The organism is Anabaenopsis elenkinii CCIBt3563 (assembly GCF_015245355.1).
Taxonomy (GTDB): Bacteria; Cyanobacteriota; Cyanobacteriia; order Cyanobacteriales; family Nostocaceae; genus Anabaenopsis; species Anabaenopsis elenkinii.
In genome coordinates, this window is record NZ_CP063311.1 from 87,186 (window position 1) to 112,724 (window position 25,539).

The window sequence follows — 25,539 nt, forward strand, 5'->3', positions numbered from 1 at the left end:
TATGCCAACCAAAGGCCGCCTCTATGGAATTGGTGTAGGGCCAGGTGATCCAGAACTACTGACATTGAAAGCACTGCGACTATTACAGTCCGCTCCTGTGGTGGCTTATCAGTCCGCAGTAGATAAAGAGAGTATAGCCCGCGGTATAGTCTCTCAATATCTGTCTGGTCATCAAATCGAAGTCCTGTTTCACCTACCCCGCGCCTTAGAACCAGAAACGGCAAGTGCCATTTACGACCAAGAAGTTGCACCCATTGCCGAACATCTAGCCGCAGGACGTGATGTGGTAGTTTTATGTGAAGGAGACCCGTTTTTTTACGGTTCTTTTATGTATGTTTTCACACGATTATCTGAGAAGTACCAAACGGAAGTTGTCCCAGGAGTTTCCTCACTCATGGCTTGTCCTGTGGCTTTGGGTGTACCTTTTACCTATTACAACGATATCATGACCGTTCTCCCCGCCCCCATGCCAGCAGAACAATTAATCACCCACCTACTAGCAACCGATGCGGCGGCGATTATGAAACTAGGTCGCCATTTTACCAAAGTGCGAGATGTTTTACATCAATTAGGGTTAGCATCAAGGGCATTATACATTGAGCGGGCAACAATGGCACAACAAACAATTATACCCCTGGATGAAGTTGATCCAGATCAAGTCCCTTATTTTTCTATGATTATCATACCGACTAAAAGTCGATTATAGATTTACCAACAGGTTTTGCTCATGGCGCGAATTTATAAACTCAGTAAAGTACCATCTTCTTCTGAATACATCACCGGTTTAAATGCAATTAGCGATCGCATAAATGATACGCAAATTCGCTTACTTCAGGAGCAGTATTATAGTCCTAATCGCACAGTTACATCTACACAACTAGCCAAATTACTTAGTATCAAAGGTGGTGTTCCAACTGTTAACTCTCAGTATGGCAAACTAGGACGTCTGTTTTGTGATGCAATTGGGTTTGAACCACGTCATTATATCAACGACAAATATTATTGGTGGTCTGTTTGGTCTATTGGTCATGCAACCCAACATAATTTTTTATGGGAAATGCATTCAGAAGTTGCTGAAGCTTTAGAGTTCTTGGGTTGGGTGAGTAAAGAAGCTGGCTCTGATGCTATTTTTCCTGACGAAGTTAGTCCTCAAGAGAGATTTTATGAAGGAGCAGTCCATAAAGTTTCTGTCAACGCTTATGAACGAGACCGCAAAGCTCGTGAAAAGTGTATTAGCCACTATGGTTATAGCTGTTACGTTTGTGGTTTTAACTTCGGTGAAGTCTTTGGAAAATTGGGTGAAGGTTTGATTCATGTGCATCATCTGCGCCCTCTTTCTGAAATTGGTCAAGAGTACGAAATTGATCCCATCAAAGATTTACGCCCTGTCTGTCCCAACTGCCATGCAATGATTCACCGTCGTTTGATACCATTGACTATTGAGGAGCTAAAAGCACTAGTGCAACAATCAAAAAATCAAACTACCTAGCTATACGTCATATCATAAATTGGAACTGGGAGTTTCTCAGGGAGCATCTGGACAAATCAGGTTAATGTATTTAGTAAATGAAAGTACTTGTAGCATTAGCCTAGTTTGGATTTATAGTCATGAGCAGTTTGCCAAACGCCCGACTGATAAAGATTTGAAAAGTGTTATTCAAGAAATATTAGACTGTTAGCGCCCAATTATCTGTTTCCATCTGTGGTTTAATATAAAACATCTAATTAAATTAAATAATGATCAAGATTGCACCTGCCATTGTGGTACTTAGTCAAAACAGCGTCCCACTAGCCCGCCAAATCATCAGCATACTACAGGGTGGGACATTATACGGTTTGGCAGGTCGCACATCTAACGTTGATATTACTTTCACAAATTTTGGTGAAACATTACGGGAATTATTCGCACAGGGAACACCCTTAATTGGGATTTGTGCAGCTGGTATTCTCATCAGAACCATAGCGCCCATGCTTTCTGATAAAAAACAGGAACCCCCAGTATTAGCAGTAGCTGAAGATGGGAGTGCAGTGGTTCCCCTGTTGGGTGGACTCAATGGGGTGAATGATTTAGCGCGACGCATTGCGGAAGTCCTGGATGTGAAACCAGCAATTACCACCACAGGTGATCTTCGTTTCCGCACCGCTTTATTATCTCCCCCTCCTGGGTATCATTTAGCTAACCCAGATGACGCTAAGAAATTTATTTCAGATTTATTAGCCGGGGCGCAAGTTAAGCTCGAAGGTACAGCGCCTTGGTTGAGTAATAGTCAATTACCCATAGACCCTGATGGTAATTTAACCATTGAGGTTACAGAACGCTTAGTCACTCCCGCACCCAACCGCCTTGTTTATCACCCAGCAAATATAGCCGTTACCATCAGTGATATTGTTGATGTGGGCTTAATACAACAGCTGTTAGCAGATGCAGCATTAGCCCCAGCATCAGTAGGGGGTATTTTTGCAGATATTAATATGGCTGCAAATCCAGCCATAGAAGCCATTGCTAACGCATTTAAAGTACCTATTCGCTTTTTTACCTCAAATCAGTTAGAAAAATTAATATCACAAGGTTATAGCCCGTCCCAAGCCATAGCTCTTATGGTAACCGGCTCCTCTGGATTATCCTCCCCATGTCCTCACCTCAGAATTGCCATTGCTCCAGCCCCTATTGATACCAGCACCATCGGTCAAACCAGAGGGCGGTTAGCGATTATTGGTACTGGTCCGGGTGGTTCTCAGTGGATGTCTCCAGAGGTGAGAGAAATACTTAAATCTGCCACTGACTTAGTGGGTTATAAAACATATATCAACTTAATTGGCTCTCTGGCTGAGGGTAAACAACTCCATGAGTCAGACAACCGGGAAGAAATTGCCAGGGCGACAATGGCGCTGGATTTAGCAGCAACAGGGCGATATGTCGCTGTAGTTTCCTCTGGTGACCCTGGTATCTATGCAATGGCGGCCGCTGTATTTGAGGCTTACGATCAAAACCCCAAACCAGAATGGGAAAGCATTGATCTTCATGTTGCACCGGGTATTTCCGCCATGCAAGCCGCAGCGGCGGCCATTGGCGCACCATTGGGACATGACTTCTGCGCCATTTCACTATCTGATATTTTAAAACCCTGGTCAATTATTGAACAACGCATTGCTGCGGCTGCTCAAGCTGATTTTGTCATCGCCTTTTATAACCCTGTTTCTCAAGAGCGCACGTGGCAACTAACAGCAGCCAGAGAAATTTTACAGCAATATAGAACACCAGATACACCAGTAGTATTAGCTAGAAATCTCGGCAGACCAGGGGAAAGTGTCAAGGTTATTCAACTACAAGAGTTAACACCAGATGCAGCGGATATGCGGACTGTGATTTTAATTGGTTCCAGCCAAACCCGGACAATTCACCGCCGCGATGGGACTATTTCAGTTTATACACCAAGGCGATACACTAAACAAAAGTTATGATATATGGGCTTTGTTTATATAGCCCCAATGAGGAGTCAACCGTCAACCGTCAACCGTCAACCGTCAACAAAGCAAATCAGCACCAACCGATTCAAGCGATCCCTAATTCTGTTCTGCGCTTGGGCGAATAATTTTCTTGCTCCTGCTTGATCGGATTCATAAGCAGAGGTGACCAGAACCATCAAAACCAATCCCAGAGTGTCAACTAAAAAATGCCGTTTACGTTGACAGAATATCGTTACTTGAGCTTTTCTTGACTTGACAAACATCCTCTAAAAACAGGATACAATTGAAACAATATTTTCTCATTTTTGATTTTCGTAACTAAATACCTTTGTTGCAAAGACTGTAAAGCATTATTAAAATCAATAACAGATAAACTTAAATGCAGTTTTAAATCTTCTCTAGAAACAGGAATACCAAAGTTAATCAAACTCAACACTATGTCTTTTTCTTGTGTTGATAAACGGTTATATATTTCCCGAAATCGAGATTGCATTTGATTAGTGATCAGCAAAGTATCATCAGATAAAAATTCACAAACATCACCATCATAATTATTATGGATTAAGCTGATCACACTTTTTAAATCATTGAAATTACCAGCATATAAATTAATTAATTTTAACCATGATTCCTGATATTGTAAATCTGTATTTCCTAAAATATCAACATCATACAATCCAGATAGTTGTAAACACTTAATCGGATAAAATTCTTGTTCTAAAGATTTCATTTCTGGACATTGTTCTTGACTAATAACAATTACATGACTTTGATGTTTAAATTCAGTAATCATCGTCAAAAAATTTTGATAATCTTGATATTCAGATTTGTATTGTCCAGCGAATTTACCAGGAATAAATATATTTTGAAAATCATCAAGAACAATTAAACATTTATGATTACAAAGAATATAAAATAATTGTTTTAATCGTTTATCTAAAGTTTCTTCAGGTTGTTGTTGACAAACATTCAAAATATCACTAACCAGTAAATCTAAAGACTGAGGATATTTTAAACTTCTCCAAATAACAACGGGAAAATTATTTAGGTTGAAATCAAGAAATCTTTTAACTAAAGTGGTTTTACCAACACCATATAATCCTAATACAGAAATTAACCGAGTATTTTGGTTAAATATCCAATCAGATAGTTTTTCTAATTCTTTTTCTCGCCGATAAAAATTGATAATTTCAGGAGCAAAAGTTAAATCATAAGCAGATAATTTATATTTACTATTTATATCACCTGTTTTTTCTGGTTGACTTGGATTATTTAATAGTTGAGAACTAAAATTAAAACAATGACTATTACCAATACAAATATTTGGATTTTGGGATGATTGAATATATATTCTCTTTATTGTAGAACAAAAATTAGATTTTTTTATATCTTGATTTAAGATATCAGATAAAAGTTGCCATAATTTAGATCCTATATCTGCTATATGATTAGTAGTTAAATTATATTTGCGAGCAATATCATCATAAGATTTCTTATTCCATGTACCTTCAACAACAGCTATTTGTATGTCATCTAGATGTTTTCCCGTCTTCTCGAAAACCATCTGATCAACAAATTTTACAACTTCATCTACAGTCATAAAATATATACATAGTAAGGGTTTCAGTAATTATAGCAACAACCAAACCTAATTTTACCTATATTTTCCTAACTTATACATAAGAATTTATAGAAAATCTCCCAATCAAATCCTATTTTTTCCAATAGACAGATGGTTATAAATTGTTTTATAGGTAGTAATTAAGTGGTTAAATAAACTTAGTATTATTATTTAAAGAATCCGATTATACTTCTAGTCACTTAGTAGAGTAACTAAAAATTAATCAAAATGTCTGAATTGAGCAATGAACCAAAAACGATCAAAACCCCTATAAATATAGAGGTTGATACTGTCACCATAGCTAAATTTGGTCAAACAGGTACAGGAAAAACAAGCTTGTCTAATGCTTTATTTGGAGTAAATTGGCGTACAGATTATGCTGTTCCTTGTACTCAAACCGTCAGTAAATACAAGGGTAAGATGTTACCAAAAATTAGTCAAGGCAAAGATTTTACCTGGCAACTTTGCGACACTCCCGGTGTTGGTGAAAGTGAATGTGCAGATAAGCAGCATTTTGAGGACATTTATCAAACCTTCCATCAAGCAGATGTAATTATGTGGGTGGTTCAAGCTGATACCCGTGCATTTGCAGAAGATCAAAAAGCAATCCTCAAACTAACCGATAATAAACAAAAGATTCCCGAAGCTCATTATGTCATAGTTTTGAATCAGATTGATCGAGTACATCCTGAAAATTGGGACAGCGAAAAAAATCAACCATCACCAGAACAATTAGCTTTAATCCCAGAGAAAATAAACATTGTTTATCAAAGATTTTCTCCTTATTTACCCATTCAAATAGAACATATAATCCCCTGTTCTGTTGTTAATAATTATGGGTTGGATAACCTTGTTAATACCATCAACAAATTTAATTATCTAGTCAATAGAAATAACAACTTGAATTAAAGGAGTTAGAAAAATGGAACTTTTTGGCAAAAAACTATCACCAGAACGACAAAAAATAGTAGATAAATTCCGTGAAGTTTTAGGTGATAAAGAATTTAAACTTTTTGAGAGTTCAGTACAAGAAGAACTAGCCAAACCTCCCAAAGTAGCCATTATCGGTAAAACGGGTGTTGGTAAAAGTACCACCATTAACGCCTTGTTTGGGTTACAAGAAAAAGTCAGTCACACCACACATGGAACAACAGAAGCAAGTAAAAAAATAATTGAATTACCCCAAGGAGCAAAATTAGAAGTTATTGATATGCCAGGACTGGGGGAAGATATAGAAATAGATAAAGAATACACTAAAATTTACGAGCGAACTTTACCAGAAGCAGACGTTGTTCTCTATGTGATTCAGGCAGATTTAAAAGCATTGACAGAAGATCAAAGAATACTCAGAGATATTGTACAAAATGTGATGGGTAATTTAAAAGGTCGTTTAGTAGTGGGATTAAATCAAGTAGATAAAATAGGTCCAGGTACATGGAACACCAAATTTAATTATCCATCTCCTGAACAGGAAGATAATATCAATCGTCGTTGTCAAGATATCCAGAAAAAGCTCAGTTCTGCTTTATCTATCAATGTTGAACAAGTTGAATATTACTCAGCAGAAAAAAGATACAGACTCTATCATCTTCTAGCAGCAATTATCAAAGCATCCGGTAATGTCGGCTGGAAATTTAGTATTAATCCTGCTGATCCTATTGCACTAGCAGATCCATCTGTACAGGATTTATTGAGAAAGGAATTGGAAGAAAAGCAATTAGACTGGTGGCAGAAAATACAACGCTATGTTAATGATTTATGGAGTTCGTTAAAAGGCTGGTTCTAACAAATTAGATTAAACATACATTAAACAGGAGCAAAAAAATGAAATTAACTAATGAAGAAAAAGAAATTGTTCAAAGATTTAGAGAACTGCCTAGAGATAAAAAGAAAGCTTTTCTTGCCAGTGAAGACGCGTTTGAATCATGGATTAAAACTGCTATGAAATTTGTTTGGGGACAAATCACTAGAGAAATAATTAGAGAACTATTGCAATATTTAAGAGAACAGTTTTTGGGGTTTTAAGCTGTTGTGCAGCTAGATTATATAATAGGGAATTAGGTAACTAAGCTATCGCTTCTGAATTATGCCAGCAAAAAACCATCTATCTCAAGAACAGAGAGAAAATCTCTTAAAACACTTAAAAGAGCAAGATAATCCTTATGTAAGAGAGAAAATACTGATATTATTGTTGATGAATGATGGAAAAACTTACCAGCAAATAAGTGATTTTTTCATCATAGCATATACAACAAATGATAATTCAGCTAAAATAGTGATTATTCTTGATAATGCTAGTTACCATAAGAGAAAAGATATTTTGGCTCGTATTGAAGCAGAAATGCCAAATATTATTCTGGAATTTTTACCACCTTATAGTCCAGATTATAATTTAATTGAACTGGTATGGCATTCAGCGAAAGAATATATAGCTCACAGATTATTTGAATCGTTAGAACAGTTAGAGGAATTATTAAATAAATTACTAAATGAAGGAGGTCTTATTATTAAATGGGAACGCAAAGTTAAAAATAAAGGCAATGCCGTTTATTCAATTTAGCTGCACAACAGCTTAATTTACCTAGAAATTACCATAGTGATAGAGTGGGTAACTTATTATAAATACCAAAAAAGTTTCTCACTTTTATGTTAAAACAAACCCCCTCATTAACAAAGCAATGAGAGGGTTTATTTATATTAAATACAAAACCTGGCATCGAGCTATTTTTGCGGAGGGCTACCCCTCAACTATCGTGGCCGCTGCAGCGTTTCACCTCTGAGTTCGGGAAGGGATCAGTGTGGTTCCACCGCGCCATAGACACCAGGAAAGAGTGTTGGGTCACAAGACCCTGAAGACTGCAAGTAACGCGAAAACCAGAGTAATGAGGTCAAGCCCTCGGTCTGTTAGGACTCCTCAGCTACATACATTACTGTACTTCCACTTAGAGCCTATAAACGGGTGTTCTGCCCGTGACCTTACCTACTTAAGTAGTGAGAGCACTCATCTTGAGGTGGGCTTCCCACTTAGATGCTTTCAGCGGTTATCCGCTCCGCACTTAGCTACCCAGCGTCTACTCCTGGTGGAATAACTGGTACACCAGCGGTGCGTCCTTCCCGGTCCTCTCGTACTAAGGAAGGCTCCTCTCAATGCTCTTACGCCTGCACCGGATATGGACCGAACTGTCTCACGACGTTCTGAACCCAGCTCACGTACCGCTTTAATGGGCGAACAGCCCAACCCTTGGGACGTACTTCCGCCCCAGGTTGCGATGAGCCGACATCGAGGTGCCAAACCTCCCCGTCGATGTGGACTCTTGGGGGAGATCAGCCTGTTATCCCTAGAGTAACTTTTATCCGTTGAGCGACGGCCATTCCATACTGTGCCGTCGGATCACTAAGGCCGACTTTCGTCCCTGCTTGAGTTGTCACTCTTGCAGTCAAGCTCTCTTTCTGCCTTTACACTCGCCGCACGGTTTCCAAGCGTGCTGAGAGAACCTTTGCGCGCCTCCGTTACCTTTTAGGAGGCGACCGCCCCAGTCAAACTGCCCACCTGAAACTGTTCCTACACCCGCTGAGGGTGTGAGGTTAGAATTCTAGCTTCGCCAGAGTGGTATCTCACCGTTAGCTCCATACCCCCCACAAGGGGTACTTCTGTGCTTCCCACCTATCCTGCGCAAGCCAAGCCCGAACACAATTCCAGGCTACAGTAAAGCTTCATAGGGTCTTTCTGTCCAGGTGCAGGCAGTCCGTATCTTCACAGACATTCCTATTTCGCCGAGTCTCTCTCTGAGACACCATCCAGATCGTTACGCCTTTCGTGCGGGTCGGAACTTACCCGACAAGGAATTTCGCTACCTTAGGACCGTTATAGTTACGGCCGCCGTTCACCGGGGCTTCGGTCGTCAGCTTCAGGGCGAACCCCTGACCGACTTCCTTAACCTTCCGGCACTGGGCAGGCGTCAGCCCCCATACGTCCTCTTTCGAGTTAGCGGAGACCTGTGTTTTTGGTAAACAGTCGCCTGGATCTCTTCACTGCGACCCACTCTCGTGGGCACCCCTTCTTCCGAAGTTACGGGGCCATTTTGCCGAGTTCCTTAGAGAGAGTTATCTCGCGCCCCTTGGTATTCTCAACCTCCCTACCTGTGTCGGTTTCGGGTACGGGTAAGATGCTTTCATCACATCACCAGCTTTTCTTGGCACTTTCCTTCACCATGCGGAGTTCGTAAACCCCTCCCAAACCAATTAGGGTATGGCTATCTTTCATGCGTCCCTGGCAATGCTCCCACATCTTAGTCAGGGATTATTCACCCTGTGTCCATCGACTACGCCTTTCGACCTCGCCTTAGGTCCCGACTAACCCTCCGCGGACGAACCTGCCGGAGGAACCCTTAGGGTTTCGGGGCATTGGATTCTCACCAATGTTTTCGCTACTCAAGCCGACATTCTCACTTCCGTTTCGTCCACAGCTGCTCGCCGCTACTGCTTCTACCTATGACGGAACGCTCCCCTACCGATTAATTGCTTAATCCCACAGCTTCGGTACATCACTTAGCCCCGTTCATTTTCGGCGCAAGATCGCTTGACTAGTGAGCTATTACGCACTCTTTCAAGGGTGGCTGCTTCTAGGCAAACCTCCTAGTTGTCTATGCAATCTCACCTCCTTTCTCACTTAGTGATGATTTGGGGACCTTAGCTGGTGGTCTGGGCTGTTTCCCTCTTGACAATGAAGCTTATCCCCCACTGTCTCACTGGCAATGTGTGCTCTGGGTATTCTGAGTTTGTCTCGATTTGGTACCGGTCTCCCAGCCCGCACCGAAACAGTGCTTTACCCCCCAGATATATTCATTACCGCTGCGCCTCAACACATTTCGGGGAGAACCAGCTAGCTCCTGGTTCGATTGGCATTTCACCCCTAACCACAGCTCATCCGCTGATTTTTCAACATCAGTCGGTTCGGACCTCCACTTGGTGTTACCCAAGCTTCATCCTGGCCATGGTTAGATCACCAGGGTTCGGGTCTATAAACACTGATCTATGCGCCCTTTTCAGACTCGGTTTCCCTTTGGCTCCAGCATTTTCGCTTTAACCTACCAGTGCCTATAAGTCGCCGGCTCATTCTTCAACAGGCACGCGGTCATCCGTTTAATCGGACTTCCACTGCTTGTAGGCTAACGGTTTCATGTTCTATTTCACTCCCCTTCCGGGGTTCTTTTCACCTTTCCCTCGCGGTACTGGTTCACTATCGGTCACACAGTAGTATTTAGCCTTACGAGATGGTCCTCGCTGATTCACATGGGATTCCTCGTGCCCCATGCTACTCGGGATTCAGCTACTATCCTTGAGTTTTCGACTACAGGACTTTCACCTTCTTTGGTGCAGTATTTAGCTGCTTCGTCTAACCGCCAGATTCGATATCGCTGTCCCACTACCCCAAGGGATATATCCCTTGGTTTAGGCTCCTCCCCTTTCGCTCACCACTACTGAGGGAATCTCTTTTGATTTCTTTTCCTCCAGCTACTAAGATGTTTCAGTTCGCTGGGTTGGCTCTTTCCTGCCTATATATTCAGCAGGTAGTCTTTAGGGTTGCCCCATTCGGAAATCTCCGGCTCTTAGTTTGCTTCCAACTCCCCGGAGCATATCGTCGGTAACCACGTCCTTCTTCGCCTCTGTGTGCCTAGGTATCCACCGTTAGCCCTTATTAGCTTGACCACTTTACATTGGTTTTTCCACTGCAAACACTTTCTTTTGATTGTCTGTGTCTGCCTGCTTTTTTTCGCGTTACTATGCAGTTTTCAAGGTTCTGGCTGAGTTTTACTCAGCAGTCTGGCTCTATGCCATGTTGCTGATTTTTTACTCACGTATTAGCTGATGATGAACTGAACCATAAATACTTTGAAAGCTTTTACCAATCTCGACCGACCTAGGAATGACCATCTCAGTATCTATTTACTTTGTGTGTTCGATATCTGAGGGGTGTAGGTCTCCCTAAAAGGAGGTGATCCAGCCACACCTTCCGGTACGGCTACCTTGTTACGACTTCACCCCAGTCACCAGTCCTACCTTCGGCGTCCCCCTCTCCTAAAAGTTGGGGTAACGACTTCGGGCGTGACCAGCTTCCATGGTGTGACGGGCGGTGTGTACAAGGCCCGGGAACGAATTCACTGCAGTATGCTGACCTGCAATTACTAGCGATTCCTACTTCACGCAGGCGAGTTGCAGCCTGCGATCTGAACTGAGCTACGGTTTATGAGATTTGCTTCACATCGCTGTGTCGCCGCCCTTTGTCCGTAGCATTGTAGTACGTGTGTAGCCCAAGACGTAAGGGGCATGCTGACTTGACGTCATCCCCACCTTCCTCCGGTTTGTCACCGGCAGTCTCTCTAGAGTGCCCATCTTCATGCTGGCAACTAAAAACGAGGGTTGCGCTCGTTGCGGGACTTAACCCAACATCTCACGACACGAGCTGACGACAGCCATGCACCACCTGTGTTCGCGCTCCCGAAGGCACTCCCACCTTTCGGCAGGATTCGCGACATGTCAAGTCTTGGTAAGGTTCTTCGCGTTGCATCGAATTAAACCACATACTCCACCGCTTGTGCGGGCCCCCGTCAATTCCTTTGAGTTTCACACTTGCGTGCGTACTCCCCAGGCGGGATACTTAACGCGTTAGCTCCGGCACGGCTCGGGTCGATACAAGCCACGCCTAGTATCCATCGTTTACGGCTAGGACTACTGGGGTATCTAATCCCATTCGCTCCCCTAGCTTTCGTCCCTCAGTGTCAGTTGCGGCCTAGTAGAGCGCTTTCGCCACTGGTGTTCTTCCTGATATCTACGCATTTCACCGCTACACCAGGAATTCCCTCTACCCCGAACGCACTCTAGCTGTGTAGTTTCCACCGCTCTGATGAGGTTAAGCCTCATTCTTTAACAGCAGACTTACATAGCCACCTGCGGACCCTTTACGCCCAATCATTCCGGATAACGCTTGCATCCTCCGTATTACCGCGGCTGCTGGCACGGAGTTAGCCGATGCTTATTCCTCAGGTACCGTCATTTTTTTCTTCCCTGAGAAAAGAGGTTTACAACCCAAGAGCCTTCCTCCCTCACGCGGTATTGCTCCGTCAGGCTTTCGCCCATTGCGGAAAATTCCCCACTGCTGCCTCCCGTAGGAGTCTGGGCCGTGTCTCAGTCCCAGTGTGGCTGATCATCCTCTCAGACCAGCTACTGATCGTCGCCTAGGTGCGCCTTTACCACACCTACTAGCTAATCAGACGCGAGCTCATCTTCAGGCAGCAAGCCTTTCACCTCTCGGCATATCCGGTATTAGCCACCGTTTCCAGTGGTTGTCCCCGACCTGATTGCAGATTCTCACGCGTTACTCACCCGTCCGCCACTATCTCCTAAGAGACCGTTCGACTTGCATGTGTTAAGCATACCGCCAGCGTTCATCCTGAGCCAGGATCAAACTCTCCGTTTTGTTTTCCTTAGAGTTTGGTCTCCTAATAATTTCTTATTTCGGATTCCTGTTATAATTTTTGATTAACCTTGGGTTTCTCTACCCAAACTAAATCTTCTTGACGAGGATTGGTTATTGTTTCGCTTTCAAAGTATTTTGTTTTCTCGGTTCAGGTGTTTTCGGCTCTCGCCTCGGCACTTATTTAATATATCTATTCTCTTTGGTTTCGTCAAGGGGTTTGACAAACTTTTTTTTTAGGTCACCTACTCCGCCTTCTTTCCCTTGCTCTGAGCGCTTTTTGCCCCCTCTGGTTGAATCTCAAATCTCAAAACCTGGTTTTTTCTTGGCTCTTTACCTGAGTTATTCCTATTTTCAGTCCTCAATGCCAGATGTTCTATATATATATTATGACTGACAATCAAAATCAGGTTTAAATCCATGAATAACTATGACTGGATTGTGGTCGGGGGGGGAATTGCGGGAGCTGCGATCGCCTACGAACTGCGTAAAATAGGCTGGAGCGTGCTTTTGTTAGAGCAACACCAAACAGCCCAGAATGCCACGGGGTATAGTTATGGTGGGCTGGCTTATTGGTCTGGGACTACACCCCTAACGCGCCAACTATGTCAAGAGTCCATCGCCGTCTACCAGAATTTGGACCAGGAATTAGAAGCTCAAACCGAGTTGCGGGAAATAGATTTATTACTAACCATCGCCGCCGATCAAGACCCAAAAGCAACCGCTGCATCCTATAGTCATGTTGCTATTCCCCCTCAGTTACTCGATATCAAACAGACTTGCGAGTTGGAACCAGTACTTAACCCACACTCCATCGCTGGTGCTCTAACTGTGAAACATGGTCACATCAACCCCCACAAAACAAACCAAGCTTATATTCAAGCCTTCCTCCGTGGTGGGGGTGAAATGCAAATTGCCCAGGTGATCGATTTCCAGACAGTCTCATCTACTGCAAACGGAATCAAGTTAACTCGTGTACAAACCAATATAGAAACTTTTCACTGTGACAACGTGGTAATTTGCGCCGGGGGCTTCAGCAGACAACTGCTAAAATTAGCTGGTATTCCCATCAACCTGTATTTTACCCATGCAGAAGTAATTCAAACACCACCTGTTGACTTGAAATTAAACACCTTAGTAATGCCCGCGAATTTACAAAGGTTTGACTTAGAAGCGACATCTAGTAAAATAGAAGCCTTGTGGCAAGACACAACCAAAGAACCAGTGCCGCCAATTTTAGATGTAGGTGCGATTCAATTTCAAGATGGTAGTTTGCGCCTGGGTCAAATTAGCCGAGTCCTCACTGATCCTTTTGCCCAAATAAATGCACAGCAAAGCGAAAACTGGCTAAGAACCAGTATTCAGCAAGTACTACCTCCATTAGCCAACTTACCAGGAACTTGGCATCATTGCTTAGTGGCTTTTAGTGGCGATCGCCTACCCTTAGTTGGTGCTGTTCCAGGATTTGAGGGTATTCATGTTTTTTCTGGTTTCAGTAACCCATTGGTAATTATACCACCTTTAGCGCGGCGCTTTGCCGATTTTGTGGCTGGTAAAAAAGATGAAATTATTACTCAGTTGTCCCCTGGGCGTTAGGAATGCTGGGTTTGTGGGTCTTCTACAAACGACGGAACCGAACCCGTAATCCATCTTGGGGACGATTGGTAGGAATTCTCACTACATCCAAACTTTGATTAGGTAATATTTGCCAATAATAGCTACGCAGAAGATGAGAAGCAACTATTTTCATTTCCATTTTGGCAAAGGCGATGCCAATACAAACCCGTGGACCACCGCCAAAACCAATTAAACTATAACGATACTGTTTGTGTTCTTGGCGTTGGGGACTGAAACGGTCTGGGTCAAACCGTTCTGGGTTGGGGTAAATTGCTTCGAGGTGATGAGTTGCAAATATAGAATATAAAGCTTGCCAACCTGCAGGAACATGAAATCCATTAAACTCATAATCCTTGACAACACCACGAAAGCCACCACCAACTGGCGGATGAACTCTTTCAACCTCCGATAAAATCTGATCTAAATAAGGCATTTGTCCAAGTTCTTCTAAATTCAAAGCACCTTTACTTAAAAGTTGGAATTGTTCTTCTCTGGCGCGTTGTAATACTTGCGGATGACGAGCCAATTCTGCACATAACCAAGTTAGCATTGATGTTGTAGTTTCATGTCCGGCAAACAGTAGCAGTACTGCTTGGGCAATAAGTTCTGTTTCACTTAAACTATTACCATCCTCATCTTTTGATTGAACTAACAAACTAATAGCGTCTTTGCCAGGATGTTGCCGACGTGCTTTAACAACTTGCGCCAAATGCTGTAGAATTTGATCGCGGGCTGCTACAGCTTTTCCCAATTTAGTAAATGGTAAAATGAGTGGATTAATGGCAAATAAACCATTGCTTAGTTCTGTAAATAAATGACTTAATCGAGTATTTTGGGAAACAGAATCAGTACCTAATAATAGCTGGCTAGCAATATCAAAGGTGAGCTTTTTAAATTCTGTAAACCAGGTAAATTCCCCTTGATTTTCCCATTTTTTCAAATAATTATATGTGATACTCTCCATAGTACTCACATAATTAGCGAGGGCTACACCATGTAGCGCTGGCATCATGAGGCGACGATTTCTTTGGTGTTCTTCTCCATCTTGGACAAAAAGTGATTCACCTAACAAGGTCTTGAAATTATCAGGCCAGCCTTCACGCCAGGAAAAATATTCCCTGTGACTCGATAAGAGAAACTCAATTGCTTCTGGCCCTACCATCACCACAGTCGGTTTACCCAAAAGATGAGTTTTAAATATAGACCCATGTTTGCGGTAGCGCTGGGTGACAAAATTCGATGGGTCAAGAATGAAGGAAAATGTCTCGCCTATGACAGGTAAACCAAAACTTCCGGGAGGATTTACAGTGTCTTTCATTATCTAGTTTAGTCAACAAATATGGGCAGAATGCACAGAATAATGAGAAAACAATCTTGATTGTTTTCTCATCGAGCTGTAACTAATCACTAATCATGAAACAAATCTAAATCAGTGACTGCACCTACACTGCTAGAAGATACCAACTTGGCATATTTAGCCAGTACACCTTTAGTATAACGGGGGGGTAAGGGTTGCCAGTTAGCACGTCGCCGGGCTAGTTCTTCATCTGGTACGTTTAACTGCAATAGCCGCTGGGAAGCATCAATGGTGATACTATCACCTTCTTCCACAAGAGCGATCGCACCACCAACCGCAGCCTCTGGCGCTACATGGCCAACTACCATCCCGTAAGTACCACCGGAGAACCGCCCATCAGTAATTAAACCCACAGAATCACCTAATCCAGCACCAATAATCGCGGATGTGGGAGCCAACATTTCCCGCATACCGGGGCCACCTTTAGGACCTTCATAACGAATCACCAGAACATCACCGGCCTGAATTTTTCCGGCGAGGATGGCATCTAAACAGGATTCCTCTGATTCAAATACCCGTGCTGGACCAGTAATGATGGGCTTTTTAACTCCGGTAATTTTAGCTACAGACCCTTCTGTGGCCAGATTACCTTTGAGGATGGCTAAATGTCCTTGAGCATACATAGGATTATCCCAAGGACGGATCACATCCTGGTCACTGCGTGGTTCGGCTGGGATATCTGCCAATAATTCCGCGACGGTTTTACCTGTAATAGTTAAGCAGTCACCGTGGAGTAAATCATGCACCAGCAAAATTTTCATTACTTGAGGAATTCCACCGGCTTTGTGTAGGTCTGTGGCTACATATCTACCACTAGGTTTTAAATCACAGATAACAGGTACACGTCCACGGATAGTTTCAAAGTCATCTAGAGTTAGTTCTACACCAGCTGCGCGAGCGATCGCTAAAAAGTGCAAAACCGCATTTGTGGAACCACCCACCGCCATAATTACTGAAATGGCGTTTTCTATAGATTTACGGGTGATAATTTGCCGGGGTAATATTTGCTTACGTATAGCTTCGACGAGAGCAAAAGCTGATCTTTCGGTACTGTCGGCTTTTTCGGCGTCTTCGGCTGCCATTGTAGAAGAATAGGGTAAGCTCATACCCATAGCTTCAAAGGCCGAGGACATAGTATTAGCTGTAAACATCCCACCGCAGGAACCAGCACCGGGACAAGCCTGACGTTCTACTGCTAAGAGTTCATCATCATCAATTTTACCGGCGCTGTATTCCCCTACTGCTTCAAAGGAACTGACAACGGTTAAATCTTTACCATTGTAGTGGCCAGGTTTAATTGTGCCACCGTAAACAAAAATAGCAGGAATATTCATGCGGGCCATGGCTAGCATAGCCCCAGGCATATTTTTATCACAACCACCAATAGCTAAGACACCATCCATACTTTGCCCAGTACAGGCGGTTTCAATGGAGTCAGCGATAACTTCCCGGGATACCAGAGAATATTTCATCCCCTCAGTTCCCATAGAGATCCCATCGCTAATGGTAATTGTACCGAAGATTTGGGGCATAGCCCCGGCGTTTTTGATGCCAATTTCTGCCCTTTGCGCCAGTTTATTAATCCCCATATTACAGGGGGTAATTGTACTGTAGCCATTAGCTATCCCCACAATGGCTTTATTGAAATCTTCATCTTGAAACCCAACTGCACGCAGCATCGCGCGATTAGGCGATCGCTGCACTCCTTGGGTGACAACTTGGCTTCTTAAATTATCTGACATATTTTTCCTTCCCTGCCATTATCGCTCTTATTGGGATTGTATTACCTAATTTTCCCATGTATACATAGCATATTTGAGAAATCTTTAGCAGTTATTTTACCCAAACGGATTCAAAAAACTCTAGCTCACAAAACATGGCGTAACGGTAAGTTTGATAAACTGATTGATTGTTACTTGCATATTTTTCTACTAAAGTTTCTAATTCTTGTGTCAGTGCTTCAAATTCACCATTACTATAAGTTAAAATCCAATCAGCGTATTGATGATGAGGAATACCATTAGCTGCTAACTGTTGTCCCAAAAAACTATAAAGACGCATACAAGGTGACATGGCCGCTGCTGTCACACCTACATGACCACTCCAGGCTGTGGACAGTAAAAAATCAGTATAGCGACGGGTAGCATTTCCCGGTTGTATAGTATGTAAATCTACTCCCCATTTAGTAGCATAGCTCTTATGTAGCTTGAGTTCTGCCAAAACTCCATCAGCTAAAGCGTGAAATGTGGTAAAGTCTTCCCATTCCTTAGCTCTGACTGCAGCTATACTGTAGGCACGGGCAAAAGCTTTTAAGAAAAAAGCATCTTGTCCAACATAATCGGCAAATTTGGCTTTTTCCAGAGTACCATTGGCGATACCTTTAACAAAAGGATGATTTAGACAAGCTTGTGCTAAATCTTGATTTGCTTCCCATAATTGAGCAGATACATTCATTGGTCATTAATCTTTTGTCTATATGACTAAGTTTTAATATTTTCCACCAAAATTACAGGTATGTGACTGGTTTCTAATACTGCTTGCGATACTGAGCCAATAATAACTTGTTCCCAAGGTTGATGTCCTCGTTTTCCCATGATAATTGCAGTAGTATTATACTCTTGGGCGATGCGAATAATTTCCTCAGAAACATTTCCCGTCACAGTTATAAACTTATGTCTGATATCCAATAATAATCTTTGAGTTTGTAATTCTAGTTCTATGATTTCTTGTTGATTGGGGAGATTAACTATATGCACAACGATGACTTCACCGTTACTCCGTCTTCCTAAATCTGCTACTTTGGTTAAAACTGCTGTAGCATGAATTGATGTATCAACGGCTGCTAGTAGCAGGGTGGGGGTGGCAATTCTCACTTTTGTGGGGTCAACTTCTCCCCTTTGTAATAACTTAGGTGCAAAGGTCATGGTCGCCCAAGCTCCTAAAGGTGCTGTCACTAAAATCGATAAGGCGGCGATCGCTAAAATTATCTCACCTCCTGGAACCCCTTGAGTTAGGGGAATTGCTCCAATGGCTGCTTGTACCGTGGCTTTGGCTGAGTTTGCAGGTAATAAAAACAGTCGTTCCCGCCAATTCCAATTACTACCCACTGTGGAAAGATACCACCCTAACGACCGACCGATAAGTAAACCAATAACTAAAATTAATATCCCAGGGAGAAGAATATTTTCTAAGACATCGAGTTGAATAGTAGCACCCAATAAAACAAACAAAAAAATCTCAGCGACTATCCATAGGCTGTCAAAACCACCGCGTAACTTTCTAGCCAAGGGTGCATCCAGTTCTATTAAGAAGAAACCCATACTCATGGCTGCTAAATAACCGGAAAAGTAAGGCAATACCTCAGCAGCAATTACTAGAAATAAGGCAGTACTCGCAGTAATTACAGTATCTTGAACGGCGTTTTGAGTCCAATTCTGCTTGACTAATACCACAACTAATAACCGTGCTGCTAAATAACCCAATAGTATTCCCAGCACTATTTGCATGATCATTTGCAGTGGAAGCAGTTGCAGGGGAGTGAGGGTAAAGCCTCCAGGAAGAACCAGCTTAACACCCCCCTCACCCAAAAAACTCAGCAACAGACTAAAAACTAGCAATAACAGCACATCAGATAAAGCACTACCGGTTAAAATTGCATCGGGTATACCTTTAGTAACGCCCCAGCCTAAACTTTTTAACCTCAGCATTCCCGGAACGATGACAGCTGGAGATTCCGCAGCAATGATACAGCCCAAGAGTAAACCAGTGAGAAAGTCAAAGTTAAAAATTACCATAGCAGCAAGAGCAATGGAGATCGCTTCCGTTGTGGCTGGTAAAAATCCTAACCTCAGCGCCACTGTTCCCTGTTGCGCTAATTTATTGCGGTCTAAACCCAGTCCTGCTTTAATTAAGATAATCATTACTGCTAAAGTTCTGAAGATCGGTGCAGCATTGAGCATTTCTGGACTAATAATATTTAGCAATTGGGGACTGAGAATTATCCCCACTAACATCATCCCAATTAAAGGGGGAGCGCCTAAACGCCGGGCTATTTGACCGACAAAAAAGCCCATGATTAAAATCCACAATATACTGGCTAACATTGCCATGGTTTTTTGAGATTTTACGCTCTAGTTAGGGAACAGGGAACAGGGAACAGGGGGGTCAAACAATATTTGATACATTAATCATAACTTTTAAAACATCCTCTAATAATGATATTTTTCCCAAATGGTCGGGAAAACCTGACTTATTTTGCAGGTTTTCAGCACTAATATCTGATTGGAGCTAGATACTAGGACTTACGCATTGACAAAAAATATGATCTATGATATCTAGATCATGCGATCGCTATTAAGATTAGCAAAAATATGCTCACGTACAACTAAAGTAAACAGATTCCGTTGTATTTCATACCAATTGCTAATTATTTTTTCAGAGCGCATAAACTCCAACTTAACAAAAGCTTGAAGTGAACAAAAGATGTGAGTCTTAATTGCATGAGTATCCCTAACCATGAACCGACAAATTCCACATACTTGTTTTATGGCTCGATGAAAGGTTTCAATTCCCCAATGAGTATCATGAATTGTCATAAATTCATTTCTAGTTATATCCTCGATTCTTTCCTCATCTGGAAGATACAAAATATAGTGTCTAGAGTCTTCTTTTTTAAAGTCTTTCCTAAACAACTTTATAAATCCAAATTCTTTCAGATGAGTCCTTAATCCTTCTTCGGGAATAGCCAGAGTGCTTACTTGACAATACTTGTGTGGCTCATTTGAAACAGTTCTATTTTTTTCAATTCCGAAGAGAAAACCCAATTTCTGGTTTTTTAGGAATTTCAAATTTTCTACTCCTGAATACCAACTATCACCTGTTACAATTCTGGGTTTGACTCCCCAGCTTATTATTTCACTTACCATTTCTCTAAAATAATCGTTTTTTGTTTTTCCCTCCTTTTTATCATATATTCTGTAATTTATTGGCACTGAATTACCATGAATATCACTGTAATATAGAGTGATTAAATTTAAGCCAATAATTGTTTTATGGGCTTTACCTGACCAAAAATAACCGATTAATTCAGCATTTTTGGGGTCGCTGTAAATCTTTTCTATCACTGTATCATCTACACTTAGTATTCCTCCTACCAAGTTAATAACTTTTTCTATAATGTTGAATAAATCTTTCGGTTCATATCGCTCTCTCAATAAAAAGCGATTCACACTATCATGTGAAACGTCTCCTAATATCTCTGCTAACCTACTGCACCCCCCAAACTTTGGCTCTGACAGTAAAAATAAGGTGTATAGGTCTAGATTGCATTGCGCTGTGGATGGTTTCGTGATTTTTCTAATTGTCTGATACCTAGCAAGTAGACGACCTATATTTATCAATTCACTATTTTGTTATTCTGTCAATGCGTAACTCCTAGATACAATCAAAGTATGACCTAACTAAATACTGTCGTCTATGAAGTCTCATATAGCATGAGCGGGAGGGCAAAATTATGAACAATCAATTCAAAACCCTTGCTTTACTGGCTGTTTTGAGTGGTTTGTTGATTGCAATTAGTTACTGGATAATTGGGGGTACTGGAGGCTTAATTATCGGAATTGGGTTAGCAGCAGCAACAAACTTGTTCTCCTGGTATCAATCAGACCAGATTGCTTTGAGAGTCTACCGAGCCCAGCCCGTAACTGAAGCCCAAGCACCAGGACTTTATGCTATGGTACGGAAATTGAGCGATCGCGCCAATATTCCCATGCCAGGAATTTACATTGTTCCCACCCAAACTCCCAACGCTTTCGCCACTGGAAGAGATCCCGAACACGCCGCAGTGGCTGTGACCGAAGGTATTTTGAACATATTACCAGATGATGAACTCGAGGGCGTAATTGCCCATGAATTGACTCATATTGTTAACCGTGATACCCTCACCCAAGCCGTTGCTGCTACAATTGCGGGGGCTATATCGTTTCTGGGACAAATGGTGAGTTATAGCTTATGGTTTGGTAGTGCTGGTTCACGAGATAGTAACAGAGGTGGAAATCCTTTAGGTATTTTGTTAACCGTTGTACTTGCCCCCATAGCTGCTACAATCATACAGCTAGCAATTTCCCGTACACGAGAGTTTTCCGCCGATGCAGGTGCAGCCAGGTTGACTCGTAATCCTCGCGCCTTAGCTCGGGCGCTACAAAGGTTAGAAGCTACAGCCAGACAGCTACCTTTGAATGCTAACCCTTCTTTTGAACCATTATTAATTATTCATCCAATTTCCGGTCAGTTTCTGGGTAACTTATTCTCTAGTCACCCCCCTACGGAATTGCGAGTGGAAGAATTACTCAGATTAGAACCCCAACTACTCAAAACACCTTAAGGCAAACATATTGTAGACTATTTGGAGAGTTGTCTCTCCAAATAATTTATGTTAATTTAACTGAAAATTTAATGATAAAAAATAATCTGCCTCCGGAAAAGTACAGTCTTCTAGGAAAATGAGAATGTTAAGGCAATTAAATTGAGGAACTTCAATAATTAACTATAGTCAAAACTGAAATATTTAGAAAGTACCATGGCAATTACACTCTCAAAGTCCCGGGTAAATATCATGAACAAAGGTATGATGAAATTCCTCGCCCAGCCATTGTTAGGTGTGGCTTTATTAACCACTGTCAACGTTGCTGCACCGACTGCGAGCCTAGCACAGGGACAAATAGTATCACAAACAACACAACCACTCTTTCCTTCTGTACAACCAGGAACAGTCGATACACAAACAATAATTCCCACCGCACCGCCAGTAACACCACCCGTACAAATAAACACAAATTATACTTTAGGGGGCGGCGATTTGATTCGCGTCAATGTATTTGAAGTACCAGAATACACTGGTGAATATCAAGTACCACCTGGTGGATCAATCAACCTCCCTTTAATCGGCAGTGTACCTATTCTGGGTCTCACAACCGAACAAGCTGCTGATGAAATAGCAAGGAGGTATTCTCGCTTTCTTAAGCGTCCCTTAATTTCAGTTAACCTGTTATCACCTCGTCCCATCAATATTTTAGTCGCAGGAGAAGTGACAAGGCCAGGAGCTTATAGTCTGAGTTTACAGGGAGGGGCTGGCAATAATCCCGGTGTACAATACCCCACGGTCTTAGCCGCACTGAGCACAGCTCAGGGTGTAACCTTGGCAGCAGATGTTACTCAAGTGCAATTAATACGTAAAATAGGACGTTCTTCTGAGCAAGTGGTCAACCTGAATTTACAACAACTCATCCAGACAGGTCGGATAGATCAAGATATTACCCTCCGGGATGGCGATACCATTCTTGTGCCAACTGCAACCAATTTTAACATAGCAGAAGCACGTAATCTGTTTGCAGCAAACTTTGCTGCAAATCCTACCACACCCAGGAATGTCGCCATCATTGGTGCTGTTAATCGTCCTGGTTCATATTTAGTAGGCGGTGGTGGCCAAGGAGGCGGTGCTTTACCAACTGTGATGAGAGCGCTGCAATTAGCAGGGGGAATTACATCAGAAGCTGATGTTCGTAATCTCCAGCTGCGCCGACCCACAAGAACTGGTTCAGAACAAAATATAAATATAGACCTGTGGAAATTATTGCAGACTGGTGATGTCAATCAAGACATTATTGTCCAAGATGGAGATACAATTGTTATTCCTGTTGCGCGTGACATCAACCCAGCGGAAACTACTCAATTAGCCACTACTACTTTATCTCCGGAAACCATTCAAGTGGGTGTGGTCGGGGAAGTGAAAAGACCCGGAGCCGTAAGTATTCAGCCTAATAGCTCCTTAAATCAGGCCTTGTTGGCTGCAGGTGGATTCAATAATGCTAGAGCTAGAACCACTACCGTAGATTTAGTTCGCCTTAATCCTAATGGTTCTGTGACTAAGCGGGAAGTCAACGTTGATTTGTCTGCGGGAATTAATGAGAAGACTAACCCCATACTCCGCAATAATGATGTTGTGATCGTCAACCGTTCTGGTTTGGCTCGAACTGGGGACAGTGTTGGCGCAGTACTTAATCCTTTAGGTGGTTTATTGGGAGTCTTAAGGGCTATACTTGGTTTCTTTTAAGCCAATTGGGTGGATTTCCCCACGGTTTTATCGCCTGGGGATTTCAGCCAAAATATATGCTCTTTTTCACAGAGAAACTTTAAAGCGATATTGGTAGTCAATTAGCAGAACTACTTTTTAAATGTGATTTTCTTATGTCCTTGGGATTCAAGAAAGCTCTAGGTCAAATATCCTTCCTCAAGGGATTAGTATACAGTTTTACTCTCGTTCTGGGGTGGGGAGTGAGTATTCCCTTGGCTACAGCAGCAGAAACGGTTACTATCCGCTTAGGTGCCTTTGAGCAGTCACTAGCGATCGCTGACTTAGAAAAATTGGCTCAAACTGGGAAACTACCAGAACACTTACAACTATATAGCTTTATCTTAACGCCGCAAGTAGGAAAATTACTGAATCAAAAGTTGGAATTAGATCCAGCCTTTGCAGATCAATTTGTTGACGAACTCGTGAGGTCGCCACAGGGTAGACAGTTAATTACTTCTTTGAGGACAGCAATACCAGATAGCACCATAGACACAATCAAATCAACCCTCTACTTGTCTCTACGTCAAGTTAACGGTTTGAGCCCAATTGGTTTTTTGCGAGCCTATCCACGAAAAAATATTACTGTTGATGCAACTTCAGCACTGCAAATTGCCTTAGAGTTAAACGCCAACAAGTTGCAAAGCCAAGTCCTGGGGCTGTTCCTAGAACGACAATTATTAGTAGAAAATTATACGCATCTGCCAAACACCCTCGACCCGGCTCAGAGGGGAAAAAATGCAGTTGAGCACCAGTCCCTCAGCCTCAAAGACCCAGAACGCAATCGCACTATTCCTGTAGACATTTATTCGAGTCAAAATTATACCACAGCACCACTGGTTGTTATTTCCCACGGATTTGGAGCTAACCGTCAATTCTTGAGCTATTTAGCACATCATCTGGCTTCTCATGGAATTACCGTTGCTGCAATTGAGCATCCTGGTAGTAACTCTGTAGCTATCAGTAGGGCTGAAAATTACATGAACTTGGCTCAATTACTTCCAGCTAGTGAATTTATTGCTCGACCCCAAGATGTCAGCTTTTTGCTCAACGAATTAGAAAAACTGAATACTCAACCCGGAAGACTTCAGGGAAAACTGAATACAGACCAAGTAACTGTAATTGGTCACTCCTTAGGGGGGTACACTGCTTTAGCCTTAGTAGGTGGGGAGCTAGACATCAAAGAACTACAACAGTTCTGCAAAAGTTCTCTTTCCTTGGGTAAGTCACCGGGAGACTGGTTACAGTGTGCTGCAGCTAGTTTAAAGCAGAATAAACTAGATTTACAAGATAGGCGAGTTCAAAGTGCGATCGCACTCAACCCACTGGTTGGTAAACTCTTTGGTAAAAACGGTCTGACTAAAATTACCAAACCTGTATTAATCTTAGCGGGAACTGAAGACACACTGACCCCAGCCTTAACCCATCAAATCAGGCCTTTTGAGCAACTCCAAGGTTCTAAGTATCTGTTAACAGCCATTGGTGGGACTCACTTGAGTATTAGTGATCCAGCATATCCCATAAGTCCAGCAACTACCATCGTCAGAGAAAAGCGAGGGGAAGAAACCGACTCATTACGTCAGTTAATTCGTGGTGTCACCCTAGCATTTATTAAACAACACACACCACAAGCCCAGATTTACCAACCATTTCTCACACCAGCTTACGCCCAGTCTCTTTCCACAGCATCACTCCCCCTGCGTTTGAATTCTGATTTACCCGAAAATATCAAACCTTGGCTAAGTTTGTTCATCCCGTGAGCATCTTCACCCTATGAGTGTCAATTAAATCACATTAATCCTCCTTGCCAGCCTGTAATCCAGATGCTTTAATAGCAATTGCATGGTGAGAGAATATATTAATTATCTAAAGTC

17 protein-coding genes, 3 rRNA genes and 1 pseudogene are annotated in these 25,539 nt (G+C 42.3%); 11 read left to right on the forward strand and 10 right to left on the reverse strand.

Features of this window, described 5'->3' with window-relative positions; genetic code table 11:
- Nucleotide 1: 1 nt before the first annotated feature.
- From IM676_RS00415 to cobJ, 3 genes are all read left to right on the forward strand, one after another.
- The gene (locus IM676_RS00415) at nucleotides 2–706 is read left to right on the forward strand and encodes a precorrin-2 C(20)-methyltransferase (protein WP_200988484.1); all 705 of its coding nucleotides are present in this window, start codon (nucleotides 2–4) and stop codon (nucleotides 704–706) included.
- A 21-nt stretch (nucleotides 707–727) separates the two neighbouring features.
- Entirely contained in the window at nucleotides 728–1,489 is a 762-nt protein-coding gene (locus IM676_RS00420; RefSeq protein ID WP_200988485.1) for an HNH endonuclease, read from the forward strand.
- 248 nt (nucleotides 1,490–1,737) lie between these two features.
- Nucleotides 1,738–3,462: a precorrin-3B C(17)-methyltransferase gene (gene cobJ, locus IM676_RS00425; RefSeq protein ID WP_200988486.1), complete on the forward strand. Its 1,725-nt coding sequence runs from the start codon at nucleotides 1,738–1,740 to the stop codon at nucleotides 3,460–3,462.
- A 74-nt stretch (nucleotides 3,463–3,536) separates the two neighbouring features.
- Here the strand turns inward: cobJ and IM676_RS19645 are convergent.
- Nucleotides 3,537–3,686: pseudogene (locus IM676_RS19645) on the reverse strand (IS5/IS1182 family transposase); the annotation flags it as partial.
- 14 nt (nucleotides 3,687–3,700) lie between these two features.
- Nucleotides 3,701–5,068, reverse strand: a complete 1,368-nt coding sequence (locus IM676_RS00430) for an NB-ARC domain-containing protein (protein ID WP_200988487.1) — start codon at nucleotides 5,066–5,068, stop codon at nucleotides 3,701–3,703.
- 249 nt (nucleotides 5,069–5,317) lie between these two features.
- On the opposite strand from IM676_RS00430, the gene IM676_RS00435 reads away from it, so the two are divergent.
- The 4 genes from IM676_RS00435 (at nucleotide 5,318) to IM676_RS19650 (ending at nucleotide 7,649) form a co-directional block, all read left to right on the forward strand.
- Entirely contained in the window at nucleotides 5,318–5,998 is a 681-nt protein-coding gene (locus tag IM676_RS00435; RefSeq protein WP_200988488.1) for a GTPase family protein, read from the forward strand.
- Nucleotides 5,999–6,011: 13 nt separating this feature from the next.
- On the forward strand, nucleotides 6,012–6,875 hold the full coding sequence (locus IM676_RS00440) for a GTPase family protein (RefSeq protein ID WP_200988489.1): 864 nt from the start codon (nucleotides 6,012–6,014) through the stop codon (nucleotides 6,873–6,875).
- Between the two features lie 38 nt (nucleotides 6,876–6,913).
- Nucleotides 6,914–7,114 (forward strand): hypothetical protein, encoded by a 201-nt coding sequence (locus tag IM676_RS00445; protein ID WP_200988490.1) that lies wholly within the window; start codon nucleotides 6,914–6,916, stop codon nucleotides 7,112–7,114.
- Nucleotides 7,115–7,283: 169 nt separating this feature from the next.
- Complete coding sequence (locus tag IM676_RS19650; RefSeq protein ID WP_263973175.1) at nucleotides 7,284–7,649, forward strand: transposase; 366 nt, start codon at nucleotides 7,284–7,286, stop codon at nucleotides 7,647–7,649.
- 148 nt (nucleotides 7,650–7,797) lie between these two features.
- Here IM676_RS19650 and rrf read toward each other — a convergent pair.
- The 3 genes from rrf to IM676_RS00465 form a co-directional block, all read right to left on the reverse strand.
- Nucleotides 7,798–7,915, reverse strand: a 5S ribosomal RNA gene (rrf, locus tag IM676_RS00455).
- A 58-nt stretch (nucleotides 7,916–7,973) separates the two neighbouring features.
- A 23S ribosomal RNA gene (locus IM676_RS00460) occupies nucleotides 7,974–10,798 on the reverse strand.
- A gap of 279 nt (nucleotides 10,799–11,077) precedes the next feature.
- Nucleotides 11,078–12,566: ribosomal RNA gene (locus IM676_RS00465) — 16S ribosomal RNA — on the reverse strand.
- The 16S, 23S and 5S rRNA genes sit together here, the layout of an rRNA operon.
- Before the next feature lie 417 nt (nucleotides 12,567–12,983).
- Between IM676_RS00465 and IM676_RS00470 the strand changes: the two genes are divergently transcribed.
- Entirely contained in the window at nucleotides 12,984–14,159 is a 1,176-nt protein-coding gene (locus IM676_RS00470; protein ID WP_200988492.1) for an NAD(P)/FAD-dependent oxidoreductase, read from the forward strand.
- Nucleotides 14,160–14,181: 22 nt separating this feature from the next.
- Here IM676_RS00470 and IM676_RS00475 read toward each other — a convergent pair whose 3' ends face one another.
- The 5 genes from IM676_RS00475 to IM676_RS00495 form a co-directional block, all read right to left on the reverse strand.
- Entirely contained in the window at nucleotides 14,182–15,498 is a 1,317-nt protein-coding gene (locus IM676_RS00475; RefSeq protein ID WP_200988493.1) for a cytochrome P450, read from the reverse strand.
- An 89-nt stretch (nucleotides 15,499–15,587) separates the two neighbouring features.
- A complete protein-coding gene (gene ilvD, locus IM676_RS00480; RefSeq protein ID WP_200988494.1) occupies nucleotides 15,588–17,279 on the reverse strand; it encodes a dihydroxy-acid dehydratase in 1,692 nt (563 codons plus the stop codon).
- Between the two features lie 91 nt (nucleotides 17,280–17,370).
- Nucleotides 17,371–17,991, reverse strand: coding sequence for a TenA family protein (locus tag IM676_RS00485; RefSeq protein ID WP_200988495.1), 621 nt, complete (start codon nucleotides 17,989–17,991; stop codon nucleotides 17,371–17,373).
- 26 nt (nucleotides 17,992–18,017) lie between these two features.
- Nucleotides 18,018–19,640 (reverse strand): cation:proton antiporter, encoded by a 1,623-nt coding sequence (locus IM676_RS00490; RefSeq protein ID WP_200990016.1) that lies wholly within the window; start codon nucleotides 19,638–19,640, stop codon nucleotides 18,018–18,020.
- Between the two features lie 231 nt (nucleotides 19,641–19,871).
- Entirely contained in the window at nucleotides 19,872–20,897 is a 1,026-nt protein-coding gene (locus IM676_RS00495; protein ID WP_200990017.1) for an IS701 family transposase, read from the reverse strand.
- A gap of 152 nt (nucleotides 20,898–21,049) precedes the next feature.
- Here IM676_RS00495 and IM676_RS00500 point away from each other — a divergent pair, with 152 nt between their 5' ends.
- The 3 genes from IM676_RS00500 to IM676_RS00510 all read left to right on the forward strand — a co-directional run bounded on the left by IM676_RS00500 (nucleotide 21,050) and on the right by IM676_RS00510 (nucleotide 25,425).
- On the forward strand, nucleotides 21,050–21,919 hold the full coding sequence (locus IM676_RS00500) for a zinc metalloprotease HtpX (RefSeq protein ID WP_200988496.1): 870 nt from the start codon (nucleotides 21,050–21,052) through the stop codon (nucleotides 21,917–21,919).
- Nucleotides 21,920–22,114: 195 nt separating this feature from the next.
- Nucleotides 22,115–23,647: a polysaccharide biosynthesis/export family protein gene (locus IM676_RS00505; protein WP_404799811.1), complete on the forward strand. Its 1,533-nt coding sequence runs from the start codon at nucleotides 22,115–22,117 to the stop codon at nucleotides 23,645–23,647.
- A gap of 134 nt (nucleotides 23,648–23,781) precedes the next feature.
- On the forward strand, nucleotides 23,782–25,425 hold the full coding sequence (locus IM676_RS00510; protein WP_200988497.1) for an alpha/beta hydrolase: 1,644 nt from the start codon (nucleotides 23,782–23,784) through the stop codon (nucleotides 25,423–25,425).
- The last annotated feature ends 114 nt before the right edge of the window (nucleotides 25,426–25,539 follow it).

What these genes read in the sequence shown, in the direction of transcription:
- IM676_RS00415 (WP_200988484.1), top strand. Translation starts at nt 2, where the DNA reads ATGCCAACCAAAGGCCGCCTCTATGGAATTGGTGTAGGGCCAGGTGAT.
- IM676_RS00420 (WP_200988485.1), top strand. Translation starts at nt 728, where the DNA reads ATGGCGCGAATTTATAAACTCAGTAAAGTACCATCTTCTTCTGAATAC.
- cobJ (WP_200988486.1), top strand. Translation starts at nt 1,738, where the DNA reads ATGATCAAGATTGCACCTGCCATTGTGGTACTTAGTCAAAACAGCGTC.
- IM676_RS00430 (WP_200988487.1), bottom strand. Translation starts at nt 5,068, where the DNA reads ATGACTGTAGATGAAGTTGTAAAATTTGTTGATCAGATGGTTTTCGAG.
- IM676_RS00435 (WP_200988488.1), top strand. Translation starts at nt 5,318, where the DNA reads ATGTCTGAATTGAGCAATGAACCAAAAACGATCAAAACCCCTATAAAT.
- IM676_RS00440 (WP_200988489.1), top strand. Translation starts at nt 6,012, where the DNA reads ATGGAACTTTTTGGCAAAAAACTATCACCAGAACGACAAAAAATAGTA.
- IM676_RS00445 (WP_200988490.1), top strand. Translation starts at nt 6,914, where the DNA reads ATGAAATTAACTAATGAAGAAAAAGAAATTGTTCAAAGATTTAGAGAA.
- IM676_RS19650 (WP_263973175.1), top strand. Translation starts at nt 7,284, where the DNA reads ATGAATGATGGAAAAACTTACCAGCAAATAAGTGATTTTTTCATCATA.
- IM676_RS00470 (WP_200988492.1), top strand. Translation starts at nt 12,984, where the DNA reads ATGAATAACTATGACTGGATTGTGGTCGGGGGGGGAATTGCGGGAGCT.
- IM676_RS00475 (WP_200988493.1), bottom strand. Translation starts at nt 15,498, where the DNA reads ATGAAAGACACTGTAAATCCTCCCGGAAGTTTTGGTTTACCTGTCATA.
- ilvD (WP_200988494.1), bottom strand. Translation starts at nt 17,279, where the DNA reads ATGTCAGATAATTTAAGAAGCCAAGTTGTCACCCAAGGAGTGCAGCGA.
- IM676_RS00485 (WP_200988495.1), bottom strand. Translation starts at nt 17,991, where the DNA reads ATGAATGTATCTGCTCAATTATGGGAAGCAAATCAAGATTTAGCACAA.
- IM676_RS00490 (WP_200990016.1), bottom strand. Translation starts at nt 19,640, where the DNA reads ATGTTAGCCAGTATATTGTGGATTTTAATCATGGGCTTTTTTGTCGGT.
- IM676_RS00500 (WP_200988496.1), top strand. Translation starts at nt 21,050, where the DNA reads ATGAACAATCAATTCAAAACCCTTGCTTTACTGGCTGTTTTGAGTGGT.
- IM676_RS00505 (WP_404799811.1), top strand. Translation starts at nt 22,115, where the DNA reads ATGGCAATTACACTCTCAAAGTCCCGGGTAAATATCATGAACAAAGGT.
- IM676_RS00510 (WP_200988497.1), top strand. Translation starts at nt 23,782, where the DNA reads ATGTCCTTGGGATTCAAGAAAGCTCTAGGTCAAATATCCTTCCTCAAG.